Below are 18,950 nucleotides of genomic sequence, written 5' to 3'. Positions count from 1 at the left end.
GCGCGACGCGGCGGGAGCGGCACAGCGTGAGCAACGAACGGGGAGTATGTGAGCCGATGGACGACGACGTCGCAGACGGCATGGACGGCGGCGACGCGAGTTCCGCGGCGGCTCAGGAGGCGAACGGGATCGCCTTCCTGCTGGCGAGCGCCGCCTACCTGACGCTCGCAGACGCGCATCTGCGGCGGGAAGGTCCGGAGGGGCTCGCCCTGATGGACGAGATCGAGGACCGGATCACGGAGGCCCTGCGGAGCTTCGTCGAGGAGACGTCCTACGAGGATGCGCGGCCGGACATCCTCCAGCACGCGACCCGCAAGGTCCGCGCCCTCCTCGAAGCGGGACGCTCGCTGGCGCCGGAGATGCGGCGATTCCAGTGAGCACCGGCCCCGGCCGGACCGCGTGGCGGCGCGCTCGGGCCGGCGGGGCTCAGGCGCCCGGCGGTGAGGGCTTCGCGAAGCCGATATCGGCCGCGACACCGGCGAGCCGGTCGGGATCGCGCTCCTTGCGCTCGCTGTAGCGGTCCACGAGGTAATCGGCGCATCCGCGGGTCAGCAGCGTGAACTTCATGAGTTCCTCGCACACGTCGACGACCCGGTCGTAGAGCGGCCCGGGCCTCATACGGCCCGCCTCGTCGAACTCCCGGTAGGCCATCGGCACCGAGGACTGGTTGGGGATTGTGATCATCCGCATCCAGCGGCCGAGGACGCGCAGGGCGTTCACGGCGTTGAAGCTCTGGGACCCGCCCGAGACCTGCATCACCGCGAGGGTCCGGCCCTGCGTCGGGCGCAGACTCCCCTCGGACAGGGGCAGCCAGTCGATCTGGCTCTTCATCACGCCGGTGAGCGCGCCATGCCGCTCGGGCGAGACCCAGACCTGCCCCTCGGACCAGGCCGAGAGGGCGCGGATCTCCCGCACCTTCGGATGGTCGGCGGTCGCGTCGTCGGGCAGCGGCAGGCCGTCGGCGTGGTAGATGCGGACCTCGCCGCCCATCGCCTCCAGGAGCCGCGCGGCCTCATAGGCCAGGAACCGGCTGAAGGAGCGCTCGCGGAGCGACCCGTACAGGATCAGGAAGCGCGGCGCGTGCGCGAGCGGGATCCCCCGACCGGCCCCGTCGGTCGGCGTTGCGAAATGCGCCGCGCTGAGATTCGGCAGGCCGTCACGGACCGAAGGGGCAGGGGCCGGGCTCTTGCTCACCGGGACGCTTTCTCATACGTTCAAACAACCGTTTGAAGATTGGCGGGAAAATGGACGACGCGCAAGCCCTGGCGGCCTTCGCGGCCCTGGCGCAGGAGCACAGGCTGCGGCTGGTGCGGGCGCTGGTGAGAGCCGGTCCGGAGGGCCTCGCCTCCGGCACGCTGGCCGAGGCGGTCGGCGTGTCGGCCGCCACGGTGTCGCATCACCTGAAGGAACTGAGCCGCGCCGGGCTGGTCGGTTCGCGGCGCGACGGTCGCTCCATCCGCTACAGTGCCGCCTACCCGGTGCTGGCCGATCTGATCGCGTTCCTGATGCGCGATTGCTGCCAGGGCCGCGCGGAGATCTGCACGCCGGCGGCGGAGACCCTGGCCGCCTGCCTCAGCCCCTCGGGAGACGCAGCACATGTCTGAGCCGTTCGACGTCGTGATCTACCACAATCCGGCCTGCGGCACGTCGCGCAATACCCTCGCGATGATCCGTAACGCCGGGATCGAGCCCCACGTGATCGAGTATCTCAAGACGCCGCCGGCCCGCGCGCTGCTGCTGCAGCTCCTCGACCGCGCCGGGCTGTCGGTGCGCGACGTGCTCCGGGAGAAGGGCACGCCCTACGCCGAGCTCGACCTCGGCAACCCGGACCTGACCGACGGGCAGTTGCTCGACGCCGTCGCGGCGCATCCGATCCTGCTCAATCGGCCGCTCGTGGTCACGCCGAAGGGCGTACGCCTGTGCCGTCCCTCGGAGGCGGTGCTGGATCTCCTGTCGCCGCAGCGGGGCGGCTTTGTGAAGGAGGACGGCGAGCCGGTGGTCGACGAGCAGGGCCGCCGTGTCGCCACGGCCTGAGCGCCCGCGGGCCGTGGCGGCGGCGGTCCGGACATGAGCGAAGCCAGCCGCTGGCCGGTGATCGCCGCACTCGGCGTCGTGGAGATCCTCGCCTGGGGCTCGTCGTTCTACCTGCCGGCGGTGATGGCGGCCCCCATCGCCGAGAGCACCGGCTGGCCCCTCGCCTGGGTGGTCGGCGGACTGGCCTTCGGCCTCCTCGTCGCGGCCCTCGCCTCGCCGCATGTCGGGGCGGCGATCCACCGGCACGGCGGGCGGCCGGTCCTCGCCCTCGCGGCGCTGCTCCTCGCCGCCGGGCTGACCGTCGTGGCCGTGGCGCCGAACCTGCCGATCTATCTCGCCGGCTGGCTGATCCTCGGCGCCGGCATGGGCTGCGGCCTGTACGACCCCGCCTTCGCGACCCTCGGGCGGCTCTACGGCGCGGCCGCGCGGCCGGCCATCACCACGCTGACCCTCTGGGGCGGGTTCGCCAGCACCGTGTGCTGGCCGCTCTCGGCCTTCCTGGTGGCCCATATCGGCTGGCGGGGCGCCTGCCTCACCTATGCCGGCCTGCACCTCGCGGTGACGCTGCCGCTCATCCTCGCGATGATCCCGCACGCGCCGGCACTCCCGGTCTCCGACGGGCCACAGGGAACGGGGTCCGCGCCGCTATCGACCCAAGAGCGCCGCGCGTTCCTGCTGTTCGCGGGGGTGCTGGTCCTCGGCGGCGCGATCATGTCCCAGGTGTCGGTCCACCTGCTCACCCTGCTGCAGGCGCGCGGCGTGTCGCTCGCCGCCGCCGTCTCGTACGGGGCGCTGATCGGGCCCGCGCAGGTGAGCGCCCGCGTCGCCGAGATCTCCCTCAAGGGCCGCCACCACCCGCTCTGGACACTGACGGCCGCCTTCGGCCTGATCGCCCTCGGGCTGTGGCTCCTCGCGGCCGGGCTGCCGGGCGTGGCACTCTGGCTGGTGCTCTACGCGGGCGGCAACGGGATCTACTCGATCGCCCGCGGCACGGTCCCGCTCGCCCTGTTCGGCCCCGTGCGCTACCCGCTGGTGGTCGGCCGCCTCGCCCGGCCGGCCCTGGCCGCCCAGGCCCTGGCGCCGCCGGCTGGGGCCGTCGTGCTCACCCATGTCGGGCCGGGCGCCCTGTGGTGGATGCTCCTCGCGCTGGCGCTCACCGCCCTGGGCCTGATCGGGGCGCTGTGGCGCGCGCGGTGATGGCGGGCCGGTAGGATCAGCGGATGCCGCCGTCGCGCAGGCGGTACCACGCGATGATCGCCGAGACGTACAGCCGGTTCAGCCCGTGGAGCGGCAGCGGCTCGATCGGCGTCAGCGGCAGGGGCAGGTTGCCGGCATCTCCGGTCGCGATGTAGGCGGCCATCGCCCGGCCCATCGCCGACTGGAGGCCGACGCCCCGGCCCTGGCAGCCGATATCGATGAGGAGCCCGGGCGCCGGCTCGTGGAGATGAGGCAGGTAGTCCCGGGTGATCGCGACGCGGCCGCACCAGCGATGGTCGAAGGCGATCCCGTCGAGCTGGGGGAAGAGCTTGCCGACGATCCGCTCGAGATGGGCCCAGTCGGCGGGGTCGCGCGGCTCCCGGAACGGACCGCGGCCGCCCATCAGCAGGCGTCCGGTATGGTCGAGGCGGAAGTAGAGCAGGAGCTTGCGCGTGTCCGAGGAGACGTGGCCTTCGGGCAGGATCGAGCGCCGCAGGTTATCGGTCAGCGGCACCGTGGCGACCTGGAACGAGTTCGCCGCGATCACCGTCCGCGCGAGGTTCGGCCACAGACCGCCCGTGTAGCCGTTGGTGCACAGCACGACCCGGCCGGTCGTCACCCGCTCGCCCTGGGCCGTGGTGACGGTCCAGCCCGATCCGGTCCGTTCGAGGCCGGTGACCGGGGATCCGCCGTGGATCGTGGCGCCGGCCTTCTGGGCGGCCCGGGCGAGGCCGCGGGCGTAGCTCAGGGGCTGGATCGCCCCGCCGCGGCCGTCGAGCCAGCCGCCGAGATAGCGGTCGGTCCCCAGCAGCTGCTCGGTCTCGGCCCTGTCGAGGACGCGGGTGGGCGCACCGAGATCCGCCCACTGGGCCGCCCGCTTGGCGACCTCGGCGAGCCCGGCCTCGGTGTGGGCGCCCTGGATCCAGCCGGCGCGGGAATGCGGCACGTCCATCCCGTGCCGGGCGATGAGGTCGAACACGACGTCGGCGGTCCCGCCGGCGAAGCGCGCGAGCCGCTCGCCGCGCTCCCGACCGAACCGCGCCACGAGGTCGGCGGGATCGTATTTCAGGCCCGGGATGACCTGGCCGCCGTTGCGACCGGACCCGCCGTAGCCGACCTCCTGCGCCTCGAGCACGACGGGTCGGATGCCGCGCTCGGCGAGATGTAGGGCGGTGGACAGGCCGCAGAACCCGCCGCCGACGATCACCACCTCGGCCAGGCCGGATCGGGCCAGCGGCGGCGTGTCCGGCGCGGGCGCCGCCGTCGTGGGCCAGAGCGAGGGTGCGAGCGGGAACGGTTCGGCCACGGCGTGTCCTAGAGCGGGTGCAGCACGCGCTGCAGGAAGTCCCGGGTACGCGGATTCTGCGGCCGGTTGAGGACCTCGGCGGCCGGCCCCTGCTCGACGAGTCGGCCGCCGTCGAGGAAGAGGACCCGGTCGGCGACCTCGCGGGCGAAGCCGATCTCGTGGGTGACCACGAGCATCGTCATACCCTCGTCGGCGAGGGCGCGCATGACCTTCAGCACGTCGCCGACGAGTTCGGGATCGAGGGCCGAGGTCGGCTCGTCGAACAGGATCGCCTCCGGCCGCATGGCGAGCGCCCGGGCGATCGCGACGCGCTGCTGCTGCCCGCCGGAGAGCTCGTTCGGCCGGGCGTGCTCCTTGCCCGAGAGCCCGACCCGGGCGAGCAGGGCGCGCGCCCGTTCCTCGGCCTCGCCCCGGGGCTCGCCCTTCACGTGGATCGGCCCCTCGACGACGTTCTCGAGCGCGGTTCGGTTGGCGAACAGGTTGAAGCGCTGGAAGACCATGGAGACCCGCGTGCGGATCGCCTTGATGCCGCGCTTGTCCCGGTCGACCCGCTGCCCGTCGACGCGGATCTCGCCGCCGTCGTAGGCCTCGAGCCCGTTGATGCAGCGCAGGAGGGTCGACTTGCCGGATCCCGAGGGCCCGATGATGCAGACGACCTCGCCCTTGGTGACCTCGGCCGAGACGCCCTTGATCACCTCCAGCGCGCCGTAATGCTTGCGGACGTCCTCCAGCACGATCATCGATGCCGCCCCTTCGCCTCGAAGTGGCGGACCAGCAGGATCAGCGGCAGGCTCAGCGCGAGGTACATCAGCGCCACCAGCGTGTAGACGCTGGTGTTCTTGAAGGTCGACGAGGCGATCAGCTTTCCCTGGAGCGCCAATTCGGCGACCGTGATGGTCGAGGCCTGCGACGAGTCCTTGAGCATCATGATCATGATGTTGCCGTAGGGCGGCAGCGCGATCCGGATCGCCTGCGGCAGGATCACCCGCCGCATGGTCATGCCCCAGCCCATGCCGATCGACAGTGCCGCCTCGACCTGCCCGCGATCCACCGCCTCGATGCCGGCGCGGAAGTTCTCGGCCTGATAGGCCGAGTAGGCGATGCCGAGCCCGATGATCGCCGCCTGGACCGCGGTGAGCGACAGGCCGAAATCGGGCATCACGAAGTAGATGTAGAACAGCTGCACGATGATCGGGATGCCGCGCAGGATGTTGATCATCACCGCGCTGAAGCCCGACAGCATCGCGATGCCGGAGACCCGCATCACCGCCCAGACCAGCCCGAGCAGCGTCGAGACCACCAGGGACGCGATCGTGATCAGGATCGTGAGCTGCACGCCCTGCAGCAGGATCGGCAGGTAGTCCTGGGCGTCGGCGAGGAACTCGCGCATGAAGGTCAGGACCGGTCGGCCGACGGCGGCAGACCCCACTTGGTCAAGATCGCCTGAAGCGTCCCGTCGGCCTTCAGCTTGGCGAGCGCCTTGTCGATCTTGGCGAGGAGCTCGGTGTCGGTCTTGCGGACGCTGAGGCCGACCGAGGCGACGACGGTCGGCTTGAAGGTCTCGACGAGGCGGACGCCGGGAAACAGGCCCTGCTTGACGTAGTAGGCGAGGATCGGCGCGTCGGCGAAGCCGGCCTTCAGCCGCCCGGAATTGACGTCCCGGATGATGTCGGGGATCGCGTCGTAGATCTTCACCTCGTTGAAGAGGCCTGACTTCTTCAGCGGCTCGACGAAGGCGGTGCCGACCTGGGCGCCCACCGTCTCGCCTTTCAGGTCGGCGAAGGACGTGTAGTCCTTCGTGTCGGTCTTCGGGACGATCAGCCCCTCGCCGTAGCTGTAGACGGGCGCCGAAAACGACACGACCTCCTTGCGCTGCGGCGTGATGAACATCGCCGCCGCGATGATATCGATCTTCGAGGCGGTGAGCGCCGGGATCAGCGTCGAGAATTGCAGCGGCTCGACCGCGACCGTGAAACCCGCCTCCTTGCTGACCGCGTTGACGAGGTCGACCATCACGCCTTGAATGCTGTTCGTCTTGGTATCGAGGAAGGTGAAGGGCAGGCCGGTGGGCGTCGATCCCACCTTCAGGGCCTGCGCGCCGACGGGGGCGCCGAGGACGCCGAGGAGCAGCGCCGACGACAGACACAGCTTGGCCAACCGTCTTCCCATGGTGCCGCTCCCGTGCAGTGCCCGGGTCACGCGGCGGAAGCCGGGCCCGATTTCATTCTCGTGAAGAATACCGCACGTTTTCGGTATCGACGCAAGCGACTTTCACGTGCATGAAGAAGCACACGAGAGGCAGGCTGGCGTGACGGTGAGCATCCCCCGAGGCGAGGCAACGGGTCCGGAACCGGTCGACCGGGCTGTGGGTCAGCGCCTGCGCGGCCTGCGTCGCGCGCGCGGGCTCTCGCTGGAGGCGGTGGCGTCAAGCACGGGCCTGTCGATCGGCTTCATCAGCCAGGTCGAGCGGGGCCTGTCATCGCCGTCCCTGCGGGTCCTGGCGCTGCTCGCCGACACGCTGCAGATCGGGATCGGCGGCCTGTTCGAAGCGGGGCCGGACGCGCCCGACCCGGATCCCATCGTCGTGTTCCGGAAGGACCGGCCGGAACTTCAGCTCTGGCGGGCCGGCATCACCAAGCAGCTCCTGACCCCGCCAGGGGGCACGCAGGGGATGAGCCTGTTCCACATGGTGCTGAAGCCCGGCGCGAGCACCGGCGACGAGCCGTTCAGCCACGACGGCGAGGAAGCCGGCCTCGTCCTCGCGGGGCGCCTCACCCTGATCGTCGAGGCGCGGACGCTCCAGCTCGCGGAGGGCGACAGCTTCCGCTTCGAGAGCCGGCGGCCGCACCGCTTCAGCAATCCCGACCCGCGCAGCCAGACCACCGTCCTGTGGGTCAACGTCCTCGGATCACCGGCGACGACGTGAGCGGGGCGCGGCGCGTCAGTTGCTCAGGCGCACGCTCGCGAGCGTGGTGCTGAAAAGCTTCAGCATGGCGGCGGTGATGTCGCCGTTCGTGGTCACCGGAAAATACATGCCGTCGGACGCGCAGGCCTGCAGGGCCGGCCCGATCTTCGACTCGTACGGCCTGACGTAGCTGTTGTAGAAATCGTTATCGTAGATCGGCAGGTACTGCGTGTAGATGATCCCGATCTTGACGTTCTTGTTCTTGAGATTCGTGCAGGTCGAGGGACTCAGCGGCCCGATGAAGCGGTTGCTCTGGATCTGGAAACCCGCGCTCTGGTTGGTGACGCTGCCGCCGGTGTCCTCGACGCCGTCGGTGACCATGAACAGGAACCGGATCGGCTTGTCCGGCGTCAGCCCGTCGCCGCTGGCCGGGATCGTCGCGTTCATCTTCGCGATGGCCCGCTCGAAATCGGTCTGATTGTCGGACTGATTGTAGTAGGCGTAGGCGATATCGATATTCGGGGTCGCGGTCTTGATATTGTTCAAGGTCGGCGTCATCGCCTGCAGCCGCGTCTGCGTCACCGAATCGTTGAAGGTCCACATCTCCATCTGGAACTGTTGCGGCAGCAACATGCTGACATTCGCCTGATCGACGAGCGCCGAGACCGCGTCTCTCAGAACCTGGATGCGGAGCTTGATGTTGTTCCGCGACGCCACATGGTAGAAGTCGTTCTGATCGTCGCCGATGATGTTGCCCTTGTTGTCGAAGGTGTGCTGGTGGCAGGCGAACGCGCACCCGTTGGTCGCGCGCTTCATGTTGCTCACGTCGGCATCGGTCGCCGCGAGGCCCATCGACGGCGAGTTGTCGAGCAGCAGGTAGTAGTTGATGTACTGCGAGGTGTTGCGGGTCGCCGAGGACGTGCCACTGATGGGCATGGCCGGGATCTGCATCATCGATGCCAGGCTGGTCTTGACCGTCGCCGTGTAGGTGGCGGTGAGGCTCAGCGTCTTCGCGCTGTTCACCGGCGCGCCGGGGGCGAACGAGGTCACCGTGACGCCCGGAACCTTGGCGGCCTCGGCGCGGAACTGCGTCTCCATGTTCTGCAAGGTCGTCGTCGGGATCGTGTTGGTCTTCTGCGACATCACCGCGAGCACGGCGCCGTCGAGGGCGGTGTCGAGCTGGGTCTTCGCGGCATTGCGGCGCCCGTAATCGATTGCCGCCGCCGTGGCGAACATGACCGGCAGCGTGACGAGCGCGAACGTCAGCGCGACCTGACCGGAGCGCGCCCGCGGAAACGCCGCGACGGCCAGCCTGAGAGCGCGGTTCAACCGGATGCGGAACACCGACACGGGCCTTCCCTCAAACACTAGTTGTAGACCGGGCAGGCGGTGCCGCCCGGCATGACGATCTCGCTGGGGGTGCGCTCGGACCACGGGATCTGCCGCGTGAAGGTCAATCCGCGGCCGCCGAAGATCCAGCGGTACAGGGCACTCCCGATGATCGGGGTGTAGGGCATCGTGACTTCCGCCAGGATGTAGCGGGCCCCGTCGAACTGATAGGCGGCCGGCGTCGCGGGGAGTCCGTTGCTCCCGTTGGCCTGGTTGGCCGGGCGCTTCGTGGCGTTCTGCGGCCAGCTGGAGCAGACGAAGCCCTTGAGCGACCCGTTGACCGTTTCCACGCCCATCGCGTTGACCACGATCTGCAGGCCGGACGCGTCCAGCGGGCGCAGGATCGCGGTCGCCGCACTGGTGATCTTCGTCATCCCGTCCTGCGTCGCCAGAGCCATCCCGTTCTGGGTCGCCAGAGCGTTGTCCACCCGTCCGGACAGATCGCCCAGCGTGCGCGCGAACAGGGTCAGTTTCCGGGTCGCGTCCACGACGCGCGTCAGCTCGGCGGTCCCGAAATACAGGACGATCAGCAGGGGCAGGACGAGCGCGAACTCGACGGCGGCGATCCCGCGCTCATCGCGGCGGAAGCGGCTCAGGCCGATCGGCAGGCCGCCCATCACGAGCACCCCGACGGTGCGGAGTAGGGCTCCACCTTGAACACCGTCGCGGCCTGCAGCACCCGCCGCTTGTTCGGCAGGTTGGGCACGGCGGCACCGAGCAGCGGGAAGAAGACCGGGATGTCGACCGCGGCCTGCACGATCACGATGGCCGAGTTCCCGGCGCAGGCGTAGCTGGCGAAGTTCGGGTTCCAGTCGCTCGTACCGCTGGCGTTGGTCGCGACCGGCGAGACCGGGGTGGCGGACCCGTAATCGGCCACCTTCATCACGCTGACCCGGACGTTGGCGCAGGTGAAGATCGTGATCCGGGGCGTGCCGTTCGGCTGCGTGCAGATCGCCGTCCGGAAGCGGCTCATCAGCGTCGCGGGGTCGGTTGTGCCGGCGTTCGTCGTCTGGAACGTGCCCGTGTAGATCTGCCGGCTGGCGTCGGACACCGCCTGCTGGAGGATCTCCTGCTCCCAGAACACGATCCCGTTCTCGAGGCAGGCCCCGACCAGCGCGAAGAACGGCAGGGCCACCAGGGCGAACTCCACGGCCGTCGCGCCCCCGCGTGCCCGCGCGAAGCGCGCGGCCCGTTCCCGGAGGTCGAGCAAGCGCGACGCCGCTCGGATTGCCCTGCTCACATCCCAACTCGAAATCGGAACCACCGAGCTCGAGAGAGCATAAAAAGCTTACTTTTCTCCGCGCATCACTGCTCAAAGTCGAGCCGATCACGCACATGTGCTACCGAGCGGGCGCCGGAATAGTTCGTTAGCATCAACCAACAGTTGAGAGCGCGGCTGTTCCAGCCCTCATCGGTAACGCGGCGAGATCGCACTCTCCGGCCAGGCGGAGATCGTCGCGTCGACGTCGCGCGAAGCGGTCGACAAGACGAGGCGCGGGTTCGGCGCACGTTCGGCGTGCTTTGACGTATGGATGACGTGGAAATAGGACATTGCACAGTCACGATCGGCCGGAGCGGCACAGAATCGCGTCGAGATAAGTGCCATTAAGCGCGGCTTAAGAGGTCGCCGATAGTTTCACCGGCCAATATAAACCGCATGGCGATCCCCGATCATGGCCCGCGCTCTGCCGGACGTTGCCTCCATCGAAGAGGGTGTTGGGCTCCTCCGGACCCAGCTCCTGTCGATCTCCGACGCGATCGCGCGCACGCGCCAGGAGATCGCCGACCTCCGGCAGGAACAGGAGACGAGCCGCGCGCGGGACGAGCTCCTCGCCGTGGTGCAGGGCACCGAGGACGCCACTAACGCGATCCTGACGGCTTCGGAGAAGGTGGATACGCTCGCGCGCGGCATCGTGAGACGGTCGGGCGAGGACGCCAACCGGGCCGACGCCCAGGCCATCCAGATCGAGATGCAGACGATCTTCGAATCCTGCAATTTCCAGGACCTTACCGGCCAGCGGATCTCGAAGGTCGTGCGCACGATCGTCCTCGTCGAGGAGCGGATCGGCGAGATGCTGCGCGTCTGGTCCGGTCCCGGCGATCCGCCGTCGCGGCCGAATTCGACGGCCGACACGCGCAGCGAGGAGGCGGCCCTGCTCAACGGCCCCGTCCTGCCCGGCGACGCCTCGGTATCGCAGGACACGGTCGACGCGATGTTCCCGTAAGGCGCGATCCGGAAGGCGTGCCGATGGGCCGGATACTCCTCATCACGGACGATCCCGCACGCAGCCAGGGCCTGGCCCAGGACCTGTCCGATGGCCTGTCCTGTGAGCTCCACGATCTGCGCGCCGCGGAATTGCCCCTCGGCGGCGCGACCGCGATCGTCACCGACGTGCACGATCTGGGCGCGAGCTCCGTCGAACGTCTCCGCCGCCGTCTCGCGGAGGTCCGGCACGGCGCTCCGCTGACCGTCCTGCTCCACACCGACAGCCCGCGAACCCGGCTGCTCGGCGTCGCCCTCGGCGCGACCCACACGCTGTGCGCGCCCTTCGACACGGATCGCCTGCGGGAGACGCTGGGGGCGCCGCGCGCGGCCGCGCGCCTCGCGACCTTCGCGGACGAGCCCCCGCCGGCCTGCGCCGTGCGGACGGCCGCGGCGGTGCGCGGATTCTATGCCTCGGTGTTCGTGCCCGACCAGCCGATCACGCCCGGCGTCATCGACAACGGAACCCAGGCCATCGACCTCGCGATCCGGGACACAGGGATCCGCGACTGGGTCCGGGCGGTCCGCCAGTTCGACGACGCCACGCACCAGCACTGCCTGCTGGTCGCCGGTCTGGCGGCGGCCTTCGCGGCGAGCCTCGGCCTCGGCGAGCAGGAGCGCCACCGCCTGACCAAGGCGGCCCTGCTGCACGACGTCGGCAAGATCCACATCCCGGCCGCCATCCTCAACAAGCCGGGCCGGCTCGACGACGCCGAGTTGGCCGTCATGCGGCTGCATCCGGAGAAGGGCTACAGCATGCTCGTCGATCAGGGCTTCGAGCAGCAGATGCTGCACGTCGTCCGGTCGCACCACGAGATGCTCGACGGGTCGGGCTATCCGGACCGGCTCAAGGGGGAGGAGATCCCCGACCTCGTCCGCCTCGTCACCGTCTGCGACATCCACGCGGCCCTGATCGAGCAGCGGCCCTACAAGCGGCCCATGGCGAGCGAGGCGGCCTACGCGATCCTGGAGGGCATGGCGGGGCGGCTCGACCCGGCGATCGTCGGCGCGTTCCGGCCGGTCGTCGCCGCCTTCGCGCCCCACACGCTCGACGCGGCCTGACAGCGTTCGGCGGCGTCGGGCCGCGGCTCCGTCGCGTTCCTTCGGCCGCGTTCCTTCGGCCGCGTTCCTTCGGCATGCGAGAGCCGCGCCGCGGAGGGATCCGCGGCGCGGCGTGCGTTTTCCACCGTCACGGCGTCGCGCGCTGCGCCGTGCGCGGCCCGCGACGCCGCGGGCTCACTCGGCCGGCTGGAGAGCCGGCGCGGGGGGAAGCGGCGTTATGGTCTGGCCGGACAGGGCCGCGGCGAGCTTGGCCTCGTCGACCTCGTTCTCCCAGCGCGCCACCACGATGCAGGCCACCGCGTTGCCGATGAAGTTGGTCAGCGCGCGGCACTCCGACATGAAGCGGTCGACGCCGAGGATCAGCGCCATGCCGACCACCGGCACGGAGGGCACCACGGCGAGCGTCGCCGCCAGGGTGATGAAGCCCGAGCCGGTGACGCCGGCGGCACCCTTGGACGACAGCATGGCGACGAGCAGCAGCAGCGCCTGCTCACCGTAGCTCAGCGGCGTGTCGGTCGCCTGCGCGATGAACAGCGCCGCCATGGTCATGTAGATGTTGGTGCCGTCGAGGTTGAACGAATAGCCCGTGGGCACCACGAGGCCGACGACCGGCTTCGAGCAGCCGGCCCGCTCCATCTTCTCCAGTAGCGAGGGCAGTGCCGACTCGGAGGACGACGTGCCGAGCACGAGGAGCAGCTCTTCCTTGATGTAACGGATGAGCTTGATGATCGAGAAGCCGTTGTAGCGGGCGACCGCCCCGAGCACGACCAGTACGAAGATCGCCGACGTCAGGTAGAAGGCGCCGACGAGGTAGGCGAGGTTGGCCAGCGAGCTGATCCCGTACTTGCCGATCGTGAACGCCATCGCGCCGAAGGCGCCGATCGGGGCGACCTTCATGATGATGTTGACGACGCCGAAGATCGCCTCGGATAGGACCTTGATGATGTCGAGCACCGGCTTGCCGCGGTCGCCCAGGAAGGCGAGGCCGAAGCCGAACAGCACCGAGAAGAACAGCACCTGCAGGATCTCACCGCCCGCGAAGGCGCCGACCGCCGTCGTGGGAATGATGTTCATCAGGAAGTCGACGATGCTCTGCTCCTTCGCCTTGCCGGCGTAGGTGGCGACCGCCTTCGGATCGAGCGACTTCGGATCGATGTGCAGGCCGTTGCCCGGCTGGAGCACGTTGGCGACTATGAGGCCGACGATCAGCGCCAGCGTCGAGAACGTCAGGAAGTAGATCAGCGCCTTGCCGCCGACCCGACCGACCTTCTCGAGGTTGGTCATCCCGGCGATGCCGGAGACGACGGTCAGGAAGATCACCGGCGCGATGATCATCTTGACGAGCTTGATGAAGGCGTCGCCCAGCGGCTTCAACTCGGCGCCGAGCTGCGGGTAGAAATGGCCGAGCAGGATGCCGATCGCGACGGCGACCAGGACCTGGAAGTACAGGGTCCGGTACAGCGGCTTCGATTTGGCGGGCGGATGCGGGGCGGTGAGTGGTGAGGGTACGGCAGCCATCGGGCGTTCTCCCTGTCTCGGGTTTCGGGCGGGGCGGCTCGCGTCGGGGTGTCCCGGCGGTGTCCGCGCTTGCTGTTGGCCTTCCGGCGCGCAGCCGTTCTCTGACGACATGGCTGCGTTTCGTGACGAGAATGGCAACCGGCATGCCAATTGACCGACGGCCGCTACATTTCTTTAACCACTTGCTGGAGATAGCTTTTTTCAAGCAGGCTCCCGGCAGGGCCGCGGGTGGTCTTGCGGATTCCCGCACGTCGCCGGTCGGAACGGTCCGGATCTCCGCACTGGCCCGCCGTCGGTGAGCGGGCACCCGCCCTCCGGGCATCGCCCGCCTTCGCGCCGGGGTGTCGCCGTCGTGGTCGGGCTCTGCGCGATCCTCGTGACGGCGTGGCTCGCCGGGCGCGCCGCGGAGCGCTGGGCCCTCTCGGACCTGCGGCGCGGCGCCCGTTCGGCGATCGGCCTTCAGGTCGGCGTCCTGCTCGCGGAGATGCAGAAGCAGGCGTCCCTGCCGCTGGCGCTCGCGGCCGACCCCGAGGTCGCCGCCGCGGTCGGTCCCGATCCCGGGCGCGACCTCCTGGACCGTGTCGACCGGCGGCTCGCCCAGGTCGCCGCCGCCACGGGTTCGGCGGTCATCTACATCATCCGCGCCGACGGACTCACGGTCGCGGCGAGCAACGCGGGCGAGGATCGCAGCTTCGTCGGCCGGGACTACGGGTTCCGCCCGTATTTCAAGCAGGCCCTGGCCGGCGGCGCCGGCTCCCAGTTCGCCCTCGGCACGGTCAGCGGACGGCCGGGCCTGTACCTCGCGCGTCGGATCGGGGCCGGGAGCGGGGTCGTCGTGGTGAAGGTCGAGTTCGACGCCGTCGAGTCGGCGTGGCGGGCCGCCCGCGAGGTCACCTTCGTCACCGACGCCCGTGGCATCGTCCTCGTCACCAGCGAGCCGGGCTGGCGCTTCGACACGCTCAACGCCGTCGACGCGGCCGAACGCGCCCGGATCGAGGCGGGACAGGAATTCGGCAACGCCCGCCTGGAGCGCCTGCCGCTCCATCCGGTCGCGGGCGAGCCGGACGTGGTGCGGGTCGGGCGCGGGTCGCTGCCGGCCTGGAGCGCGATCCTGTCGCAGGCGCCCGTACCGGGCACGGACTGGCAGCTGCGGACGCTGACGCCGCTCGGCACCGCCGTCGAGCGGGAACGCCTGCAGGCCTGGATCATCGCGGCCCTCGTCACGGCATTCGCCGGGTACGGGATCTTCGCGCTCACCGATCGCGGCCGCCGGACCCGGGCGCGGCTCGCCGAGGCCGCGGCGCGCCGGGCGGAGCTGGAATCGAGCGTCGAGGCGCGGACGCGGGCGCTGCGGGAGACCAATGCCCAGCTGCGCGCCGAGATCGCGGAGCGGCAGCGCGCCGAGGCCGAGCGCGAGCGCCTCGGCCGCGAACTGGCGCAGGCCGGCCGGCTCGCGGCGCTGGGCCAGTTCGCGGCCAGCATGGCCCACGAGATCAACCAGCCGCTGGCGGCGATCCGCTCCTACGCGGACAATGCCGCGATCCTGATCCGCCGCGGCCGGGGCGAGGACGCGGCCGAGAATGCCGCCGCCATCGGGCGGCTCACCGACCGCATCGCCGGACTCACCCGGCAACTCAAGGGCTTCGCCCGCCGCGCCTCGCCGCGGCGGGAACCGGTTTCCCTGCGTGAGGTGGTGGCGAACGCGCTGGAGCTCGTGGCGGCGCGCGCCGCCACGCTGCACGTCCCGCTGCAGGCGGACCGGCCCGCCCCGGATCTGCGCGTCCTCGGGGATGGCCCGCGGCTGGAGCAGGTCCTGGTCAACCTGCTGCAGAACGCCGTCGACGCCGTGGCGGGTCGCGAAGAGGCCCGCGTCAGCCTGCACCTCGTCGAGGGGGACGAGCGCGTCGCGATCGAGGTGGCCGATACCGGGCCCGGGATCCCCGCGGAGGTGCGCGGCCAGATCTTCGACGCCTTCTTCACGACCAAGGCGGACGGCCTCGGCCTGGGCCTCGCCATATCCCGCGGGATCGTGGAGGATTGCGGCGGGAACCTGATCCTGGCCGGCGGCGACGGCGCCGGGACGGTCTTCCGGATGGAGATGATCCGGGCGGCGGACGCGGTCCCGAACGTGGGCAAGCCCGTGGGAGCGACACCGTGAGCGGACCGGCGGACGCGCAGGCGGGGACCGAGCGCGTCGTCTTCATCGACGACGAGGCCGACGTGCGCCGGGCCAACGGCCAGAGCCTGGAGCTCGAGGGTTTCGCCGTCGAGGCCTTCGCGGCCGCCGAGCCGGCGCTCGCGGCGATCCTGGCCGCGCCGCCCGGCGTGGTGGTCACCGACGTGCGGCTGCCGGGGCTCGACGGCGTCGCCCTCCTGACGCGGCTGCGCCGGGTCGACCCCGACCTGCCGGTCATCCTGATCACCGGCCACGGGGACATCCGCATGGCGGTGGCCGCCATGCAGGACGGGGCCTACGACTTCCTGGCCAAGCCCTATCCCGCCGAGGCGCTCGTCGTGTCCGTGCGCCGGGCGCTGGAGCGGCGGCGGCTCGTGATCGAGAACCGGGCGCTGCGGGCCCGGCTGGACGCGGCGATCGAGGAGGATCCGGCTTTCCTCGGGACCTCCCCGGAGATCGTGGGCCTGCGCGCCCTGGTGCGCGAGGTGGCGCAGGCCGACGTCGACGTGCTGGTTTTCGGCGAGACCGGGTCCGGCAAGGAGGTCGTGGCCGGCGCCCTGCACCGGTGGAGCCGCCGCGCGGAGCGAAACCTCGTGGCCATGAATTGCGGGGCGCTGCCCGACAGCGTCGTCGAGAGCGAGCTGTTCGGGCACGAGGCCGGCGCCTTCACCGGGGCCCTCAAGCGCCGGGTCGGCCGCATCGAGCACGCGCAGGGCGGCACGCTCTTCCTCGACGAGATCGAGAGCATGCCGCTGCCGCTGCAGGTAAAGCTCCTCCGCGTGCTCCAGGAGCGCACCGTGGAGCCGCTCGGCACCAACGAGGTGCGCCCGGTCGACATGCGCGTGGTCGCCGCCACGAAGGTCGATCTCGGGCAGGCGGCCGCGCAGGGCACCTTCCGCGACGACCTCTATCACCGGCTCAACGTCATCACGATCGCGATCCCGCCCCTGCGCGACCGCGGGGAGGACGTGCTGCTGCTGTTCCAGCACTTCCTGCGCCGGGCCGCGGAGAAATTCGGGCGCCCGGTGCCGCCCGTCACGCCGGCGATCCGCGAGCACCTGCGCCGCCACGCCTGGCCCGGCAACGTCCGCGAGCTCGGCCATTTCGCCGAGCGCTGCGCGCTGGGCCTCGCGGCGGCGGCGCAGCCCGCGGCCGAGAGGGCCGCCGCCAGCCTCACCGATCAGGTCGATCGCTTCGAGCGGCAGCTGATCCGCGACGAGCTGATCATGGCCGGCGGCGATGTCCGCGCCGCCGCGGAAGCCCTCGGCCTGCCGCGCAAGACCCTCTACGACAAGATGGCCCGGCACGGTCTGACCCCGGGCGACTACCGCTAGGGCCGTCGCCCGGCCCGTCCCGAGCCATCGACGGTGCCGGCGCGATCACGGGAGCGCCGCGACGGCGACCTGCCGAAAAGGGGTACGCGGGCCGGTGCGGAAACTGCTTAGCGTAGCGGACGGATCCCCCCGCCGAGCCGCCCATGCCCCGCTTCTTCATCGACCTGCACGACGGAACCGAGCTCGTCCGCGACAAGGACGGCTACGACCTGCCCGGTCTCGAAGCCGCCCGGTCGCAGGCCGTGAAGATCATGACGCGGATCGCGCAGGGGCTCTCCGACCGGCCCGGGCGCCAAGATTACATCGCGGCGGTCCGCGACGACACGGGCGTGGTGCGGATGCGCTTCCGCGTGTCGCTCGATGCCGGCCCCGTCGGCTGACGTGCCGAGACGCCGAGCGGCCCCGGCGCGCGCGCGGCCGGGACAGGTCCACCTGACGTTCGCGTCGATTTGGCGTAGGCTGGCGTTCCCTAGCCGAGGAGGGACGACATGGGTCTGATCGCCTTCATCCTGATTGGTGGCCCCTGGGTGGCGGCAACGGCGTGGCTCTGGCACCAAGCCGGCGGCGCGGAGGCATGGCGCAACGCCGTCCACGGCACCGTGCCTGGCAGGCAGTGACGCGGCCCGCGCCCACCGTTCGCCTCCGACGCTCCTGACGGGCGCGGCTCTCCGGATCCGGTCCGCGGTATCACCGCCGACACGGCCGGGGGCGGCCACGCTGTCGACCGCGCTGCGCGGCGGCTCAGAGCCGGCTCGGCGCTCGGGTGCCCGCGCCCGACACCCCGCTCACGCCCGCGCTGCTCGAACGGGCCGCCGTGCCACCGTCCAGCCCCCGGACGAGCAAGCTCAGCGCCAGGAGGGCGAGAAGAAGGCCCGCGGCCGTGTTCATCCGATTCAGGACCTGGCTGGTCACGCAGCGCCGGAACAGGGACACCGCGGTGTTGAGCACCACCCACCAGCCGAACGAGCCGACGAAGACACCGGCCGCCAGGACCGGGAACGGTGCGGTCCCGCGCTCGAGGAAGGCCGGCATCGCGGCCAGGAACAGCACGGGGGTGACCGGATTCGTCAGGGCCAGCACGACCGCGCTGCCGTAGCTCACCGCCAGGGTGTCGCGGCACGCGCGGCCCTCCTGCAGCACCGAGACGCTGCGAAGCACCCGGACCGCGAGGGCGAGAAGCACAGCCCCCGAGATCAGGGAGAGAACGGCGCCGTTCGACCACACCGCGGCGAGCTCCGCGCCCCAGCGCATGACGAGACCCCCGTATGTCAGGTGCACGGTGGCGACACCGAGCCCGGTGGCGAGGCCGGTCGACAGGCCGCCTGACAGCGTTCGCTGAACGCACAGCAAGCTCGTCGGCCCGATCGGCGCGGCGATGGACAGACCGAGACTCGCGCCGGTGAGCAGTGCCGTGGCGACGACGCTCATGGCACCGGGAATCCGGTCAGTCGTCTTCCGCGCGGTCGAGGGGCGAGGCGGCCGCCCGGGACCCCGCGGCCGCCCTGTCGGTGCCCGGGCACCCGATGTGATCGCGCTCCACGGCGGACGACGCTTGGGCACACGCGATGTCCGGCATGTCGTTCAGCTCGTCGGCGCGGGCGCCGGCGCAGAACAAGACGACCACGACGGTGGCGACGACTGTTTTCATGGCTGTTCCTCCCTCGCGTCGACACACTAGGGAGGGCGGGAACCCTGGCATCCTCTGTTCGGCGGATGGCGCTGCCAGCGCCGCGCCGCGCTCGCCGCCGGCGTCCCGGTCGGGCGAC

Annotated in this window: 22 protein-coding genes; 11 read left to right on the top strand and 11 right to left on the bottom strand. The window is 70.6% G+C overall.

Features of this window, described 5'->3' with window-relative positions:
- Positions 1-56: 56 nt before the first annotated feature.
- Complete coding sequence (locus tag ASG32_RS00710; protein WP_020091721.1) at positions 57-377, top strand: hypothetical protein; 321 nt, start codon at positions 57-59, stop codon at positions 375-377.
- A 49-nt stretch (positions 378-426) separates the two neighbouring features.
- On the opposite strand, the gene arsH is transcribed toward ASG32_RS00710, so the two are convergent.
- A complete protein-coding gene (gene arsH / locus ASG32_RS00705; RefSeq protein ID WP_026604722.1) occupies positions 427-1,152 on the bottom strand; it encodes an arsenical resistance protein ArsH in 726 nt (241 codons plus the stop codon).
- A 92-nt stretch (positions 1,153-1,244) separates the two neighbouring features.
- Between arsH and ASG32_RS00700 the strand changes: the two genes are divergently transcribed.
- From ASG32_RS00700 to ASG32_RS00690, 3 genes are read left to right on the top strand one after another with little or no spacing between them, the layout of a single operon-like run.
- Positions 1,245-1,604, top strand: coding sequence for a metalloregulator ArsR/SmtB family transcription factor (locus ASG32_RS00700; protein ID WP_056521364.1), 360 nt, complete (start codon positions 1,245-1,247; stop codon positions 1,602-1,604).
- A complete protein-coding gene (gene arsC / locus ASG32_RS00695) occupies positions 1,597-2,034 on the top strand; it encodes an arsenate reductase (glutaredoxin) (RefSeq protein WP_056521361.1) in 438 nt (145 codons plus the stop codon). Before ASG32_RS00700 ends, arsC begins: the two co-directional genes overlap by 8 nt.
- A gap of 33 nt (positions 2,035-2,067) precedes the next feature.
- Positions 2,068-3,231 (top strand): MFS transporter, encoded by a 1,164-nt coding sequence (locus ASG32_RS00690; protein WP_056521357.1) that lies wholly within the window; start codon positions 2,068-2,070, stop codon positions 3,229-3,231.
- A gap of 16 nt (positions 3,232-3,247) precedes the next feature.
- Here the strand turns inward: ASG32_RS00690 and ASG32_RS00685 are convergent, their stop codons facing one another.
- From ASG32_RS00685 to ASG32_RS00670, 4 genes are read right to left on the bottom strand one after another with little or no spacing between them, the layout of a single operon-like run.
- Positions 3,248-4,537 carry an FAD-binding oxidoreductase gene (locus tag ASG32_RS00685; protein WP_056521354.1) on the bottom strand — a complete coding sequence of 430 codons (1,290 nt, stop codon included), beginning with the start codon at positions 4,535-4,537 and terminating at the stop codon, positions 3,248-3,250.
- A gap of 8 nt (positions 4,538-4,545) precedes the next feature.
- Positions 4,546-5,277 carry an amino acid ABC transporter ATP-binding protein gene (locus ASG32_RS00680; protein WP_020091727.1) on the bottom strand — a complete coding sequence of 244 codons (732 nt, stop codon included), beginning with the start codon at positions 5,275-5,277 and terminating at the stop codon, positions 4,546-4,548.
- Entirely contained in the window at positions 5,274-5,927 is a 654-nt protein-coding gene (locus ASG32_RS00675; protein WP_056522211.1) for an amino acid ABC transporter permease, read from the bottom strand. The genes ASG32_RS00680 and ASG32_RS00675 overlap by 4 nt, the downstream gene beginning before the upstream one ends.
- A 5-nt stretch (positions 5,928-5,932) precedes the next feature.
- Positions 5,933-6,706, bottom strand: a complete 774-nt coding sequence (locus ASG32_RS00670) for an ABC transporter substrate-binding protein (protein ID WP_056521351.1) — start codon at positions 6,704-6,706, stop codon at positions 5,933-5,935.
- Positions 6,707-6,845: 139 nt separating this feature from the next.
- On the opposite strand from ASG32_RS00670, the gene ASG32_RS00665 reads away from it, so the two are divergent.
- Entirely contained in the window at positions 6,846-7,463 is a 618-nt protein-coding gene (locus ASG32_RS00665) for an XRE family transcriptional regulator (RefSeq protein WP_026604724.1), read from the top strand.
- A gap of 15 nt (positions 7,464-7,478) precedes the next feature.
- Here ASG32_RS00665 and ASG32_RS00660 read toward each other — a convergent pair whose 3' ends face one another.
- Genes ASG32_RS00660 through ASG32_RS00650 form a run of 3 tightly spaced genes read right to left on the bottom strand, consistent with a single transcriptional unit; the run spans position 7,479 to position 10,041 of the window.
- On the bottom strand, positions 7,479-8,792 hold the full coding sequence (locus ASG32_RS00660; protein WP_056521349.1) for a TadE/TadG family type IV pilus assembly protein: 1,314 nt from the start codon (positions 8,790-8,792) through the stop codon (positions 7,479-7,481).
- 17 nt (positions 8,793-8,809) lie between these two features.
- Positions 8,810-9,448, bottom strand: coding sequence for a TadE/TadG family type IV pilus assembly protein (locus ASG32_RS00655; protein WP_056522208.1), 639 nt, complete (start codon positions 9,446-9,448; stop codon positions 8,810-8,812).
- Positions 9,448-10,041: a TadE/TadG family type IV pilus assembly protein gene (locus ASG32_RS00650; RefSeq protein ID WP_056521346.1), complete on the bottom strand. Its 594-nt coding sequence runs from the start codon at positions 10,039-10,041 to the stop codon at positions 9,448-9,450. Before ASG32_RS00650 ends, ASG32_RS00655 begins: the two co-directional genes overlap by 1 nt.
- A gap of 463 nt (positions 10,042-10,504) precedes the next feature.
- On the opposite strand from ASG32_RS00650, the gene ASG32_RS00645 reads away from it, so the two are divergent.
- Together ASG32_RS00645 and ASG32_RS00640 are read left to right on the top strand one after the other, a co-directional pair.
- Positions 10,505-11,056 carry a protein phosphatase CheZ gene (locus tag ASG32_RS00645; protein ID WP_056521344.1) on the top strand — a complete coding sequence of 184 codons (552 nt, stop codon included), beginning with the start codon at positions 10,505-10,507 and terminating at the stop codon, positions 11,054-11,056.
- 23 nt (positions 11,057-11,079) lie between these two features.
- Complete coding sequence (locus tag ASG32_RS00640) at positions 11,080-12,156, top strand: HD domain-containing phosphohydrolase (protein WP_056521343.1); 1,077 nt, start codon at positions 11,080-11,082, stop codon at positions 12,154-12,156.
- A 174-nt stretch (positions 12,157-12,330) separates the two neighbouring features.
- Here ASG32_RS00640 and ASG32_RS00635 read toward each other — a convergent pair whose 3' ends face one another.
- A complete protein-coding gene (locus ASG32_RS00635; RefSeq protein ID WP_056521340.1) occupies positions 12,331-13,674 on the bottom strand; it encodes a dicarboxylate/amino acid:cation symporter in 1,344 nt (447 codons plus the stop codon).
- Between the two features lie 352 nt (positions 13,675-14,026).
- Here ASG32_RS00635 and ASG32_RS00630 point away from each other — a divergent pair, with 352 nt between their 5' ends.
- The 4 genes from ASG32_RS00630 (at position 14,027) to ASG32_RS35550 (ending at position 17,801) form a co-directional block, all read left to right on the top strand.
- The gene (locus ASG32_RS00630; protein ID WP_244491751.1) at positions 14,027-15,832 is read left to right on the top strand and encodes an ATP-binding protein; all 1,806 of its coding nucleotides are present in this window, start codon (positions 14,027-14,029) and stop codon (positions 15,830-15,832) included.
- Positions 15,829-17,184 (top strand): sigma-54 dependent transcriptional regulator, encoded by a 1,356-nt coding sequence (locus ASG32_RS00625; RefSeq protein WP_056521335.1) that lies wholly within the window; start codon positions 15,829-15,831, stop codon positions 17,182-17,184. The genes ASG32_RS00630 and ASG32_RS00625 overlap by 4 nt, the downstream gene beginning before the upstream one ends.
- A 143-nt stretch (positions 17,185-17,327) precedes the next feature.
- On the top strand, positions 17,328-17,564 hold the full coding sequence (locus tag ASG32_RS00620; RefSeq protein WP_020091740.1) for a hypothetical protein: 237 nt from the start codon (positions 17,328-17,330) through the stop codon (positions 17,562-17,564).
- A gap of 108 nt (positions 17,565-17,672) precedes the next feature.
- A complete protein-coding gene (locus tag ASG32_RS35550) occupies positions 17,673-17,801 on the top strand; it encodes a hypothetical protein (RefSeq protein WP_020091741.1) in 129 nt (42 codons plus the stop codon).
- Between the two features lie 124 nt (positions 17,802-17,925).
- On the opposite strand, the gene ASG32_RS00615 is transcribed toward ASG32_RS35550, so the two are convergent.
- Entirely contained in the window at positions 17,926-18,612 is a 687-nt protein-coding gene (locus ASG32_RS00615) for a LysE family transporter (protein ID WP_056521332.1), read from the bottom strand.
- Positions 18,613-18,628: 16 nt separating this feature from the next.
- The gene (locus ASG32_RS00610; protein WP_056521329.1) at positions 18,629-18,832 is read right to left on the bottom strand and encodes a hypothetical protein; all 204 of its coding nucleotides are present in this window, start codon (positions 18,830-18,832) and stop codon (positions 18,629-18,631) included.
- Between the last annotated feature and the right edge of the window lie 118 nt (positions 18,833-18,950).

Source organism: Methylobacterium sp. Leaf361 (assembly GCF_001424445.1).
Classification (GTDB): domain Bacteria; phylum Pseudomonadota; class Alphaproteobacteria; order Rhizobiales; family Beijerinckiaceae; genus Methylobacterium.
Note: the sequence above shows the minus strand (reverse complement) of the source record. Positions and strands in the feature narration are given on the sequence as shown.

Excerpts from the sequence above, each read along its gene's own strand:
- ASG32_RS00710 (WP_020091721.1), top strand. The coding sequence starts at position 57 with ATGGACGACGACGTCGCAGACGGCATGGACGGCGGCGACGCGAGTTCC.
- ASG32_RS00700 (WP_056521364.1), top strand. The coding sequence starts at position 1,245 with ATGGACGACGCGCAAGCCCTGGCGGCCTTCGCGGCCCTGGCGCAGGAG.
- arsC (WP_056521361.1), top strand. The coding sequence starts at position 1,597 with ATGTCTGAGCCGTTCGACGTCGTGATCTACCACAATCCGGCCTGCGGC.
- ASG32_RS00690 (WP_056521357.1), top strand. The coding sequence starts at position 2,068 with ATGAGCGAAGCCAGCCGCTGGCCGGTGATCGCCGCACTCGGCGTCGTG.
- ASG32_RS00680 (WP_020091727.1), bottom strand. The coding sequence starts at position 5,277 with ATGATCGTGCTGGAGGACGTCCGCAAGCATTACGGCGCGCTGGAGGTG.
- ASG32_RS00675 (WP_056522211.1), bottom strand. The coding sequence starts at position 5,927 with ATGCGCGAGTTCCTCGCCGACGCCCAGGACTACCTGCCGATCCTGCTG.
- ASG32_RS00670 (WP_056521351.1), bottom strand. The coding sequence starts at position 6,706 with ATGGGAAGACGGTTGGCCAAGCTGTGTCTGTCGTCGGCGCTGCTCCTC.
- ASG32_RS00655 (WP_056522208.1), bottom strand. The coding sequence starts at position 9,448 with ATGGGCGGCCTGCCGATCGGCCTGAGCCGCTTCCGCCGCGATGAGCGC.
- ASG32_RS00645 (WP_056521344.1), top strand. The coding sequence starts at position 10,505 with ATGGCCCGCGCTCTGCCGGACGTTGCCTCCATCGAAGAGGGTGTTGGG.
- ASG32_RS00640 (WP_056521343.1), top strand. The coding sequence starts at position 11,080 with ATGGGCCGGATACTCCTCATCACGGACGATCCCGCACGCAGCCAGGGC.
- ASG32_RS00635 (WP_056521340.1), bottom strand. The coding sequence starts at position 13,674 with ATGGCTGCCGTACCCTCACCACTCACCGCCCCGCATCCGCCCGCCAAA.
- ASG32_RS00620 (WP_020091740.1), top strand. The coding sequence starts at position 17,328 with ATGCCCCGCTTCTTCATCGACCTGCACGACGGAACCGAGCTCGTCCGC.
- ASG32_RS35550 (WP_020091741.1), top strand. The coding sequence starts at position 17,673 with ATGGGTCTGATCGCCTTCATCCTGATTGGTGGCCCCTGGGTGGCGGCA.
- ASG32_RS00615 (WP_056521332.1), bottom strand. The coding sequence starts at position 18,612 with ATGAGCGTCGTCGCCACGGCACTGCTCACCGGCGCGAGTCTCGGTCTG.
- ASG32_RS00610 (WP_056521329.1), bottom strand. The coding sequence starts at position 18,832 with ATGAAAACAGTCGTCGCCACCGTCGTGGTCGTCTTGTTCTGCGCCGGC.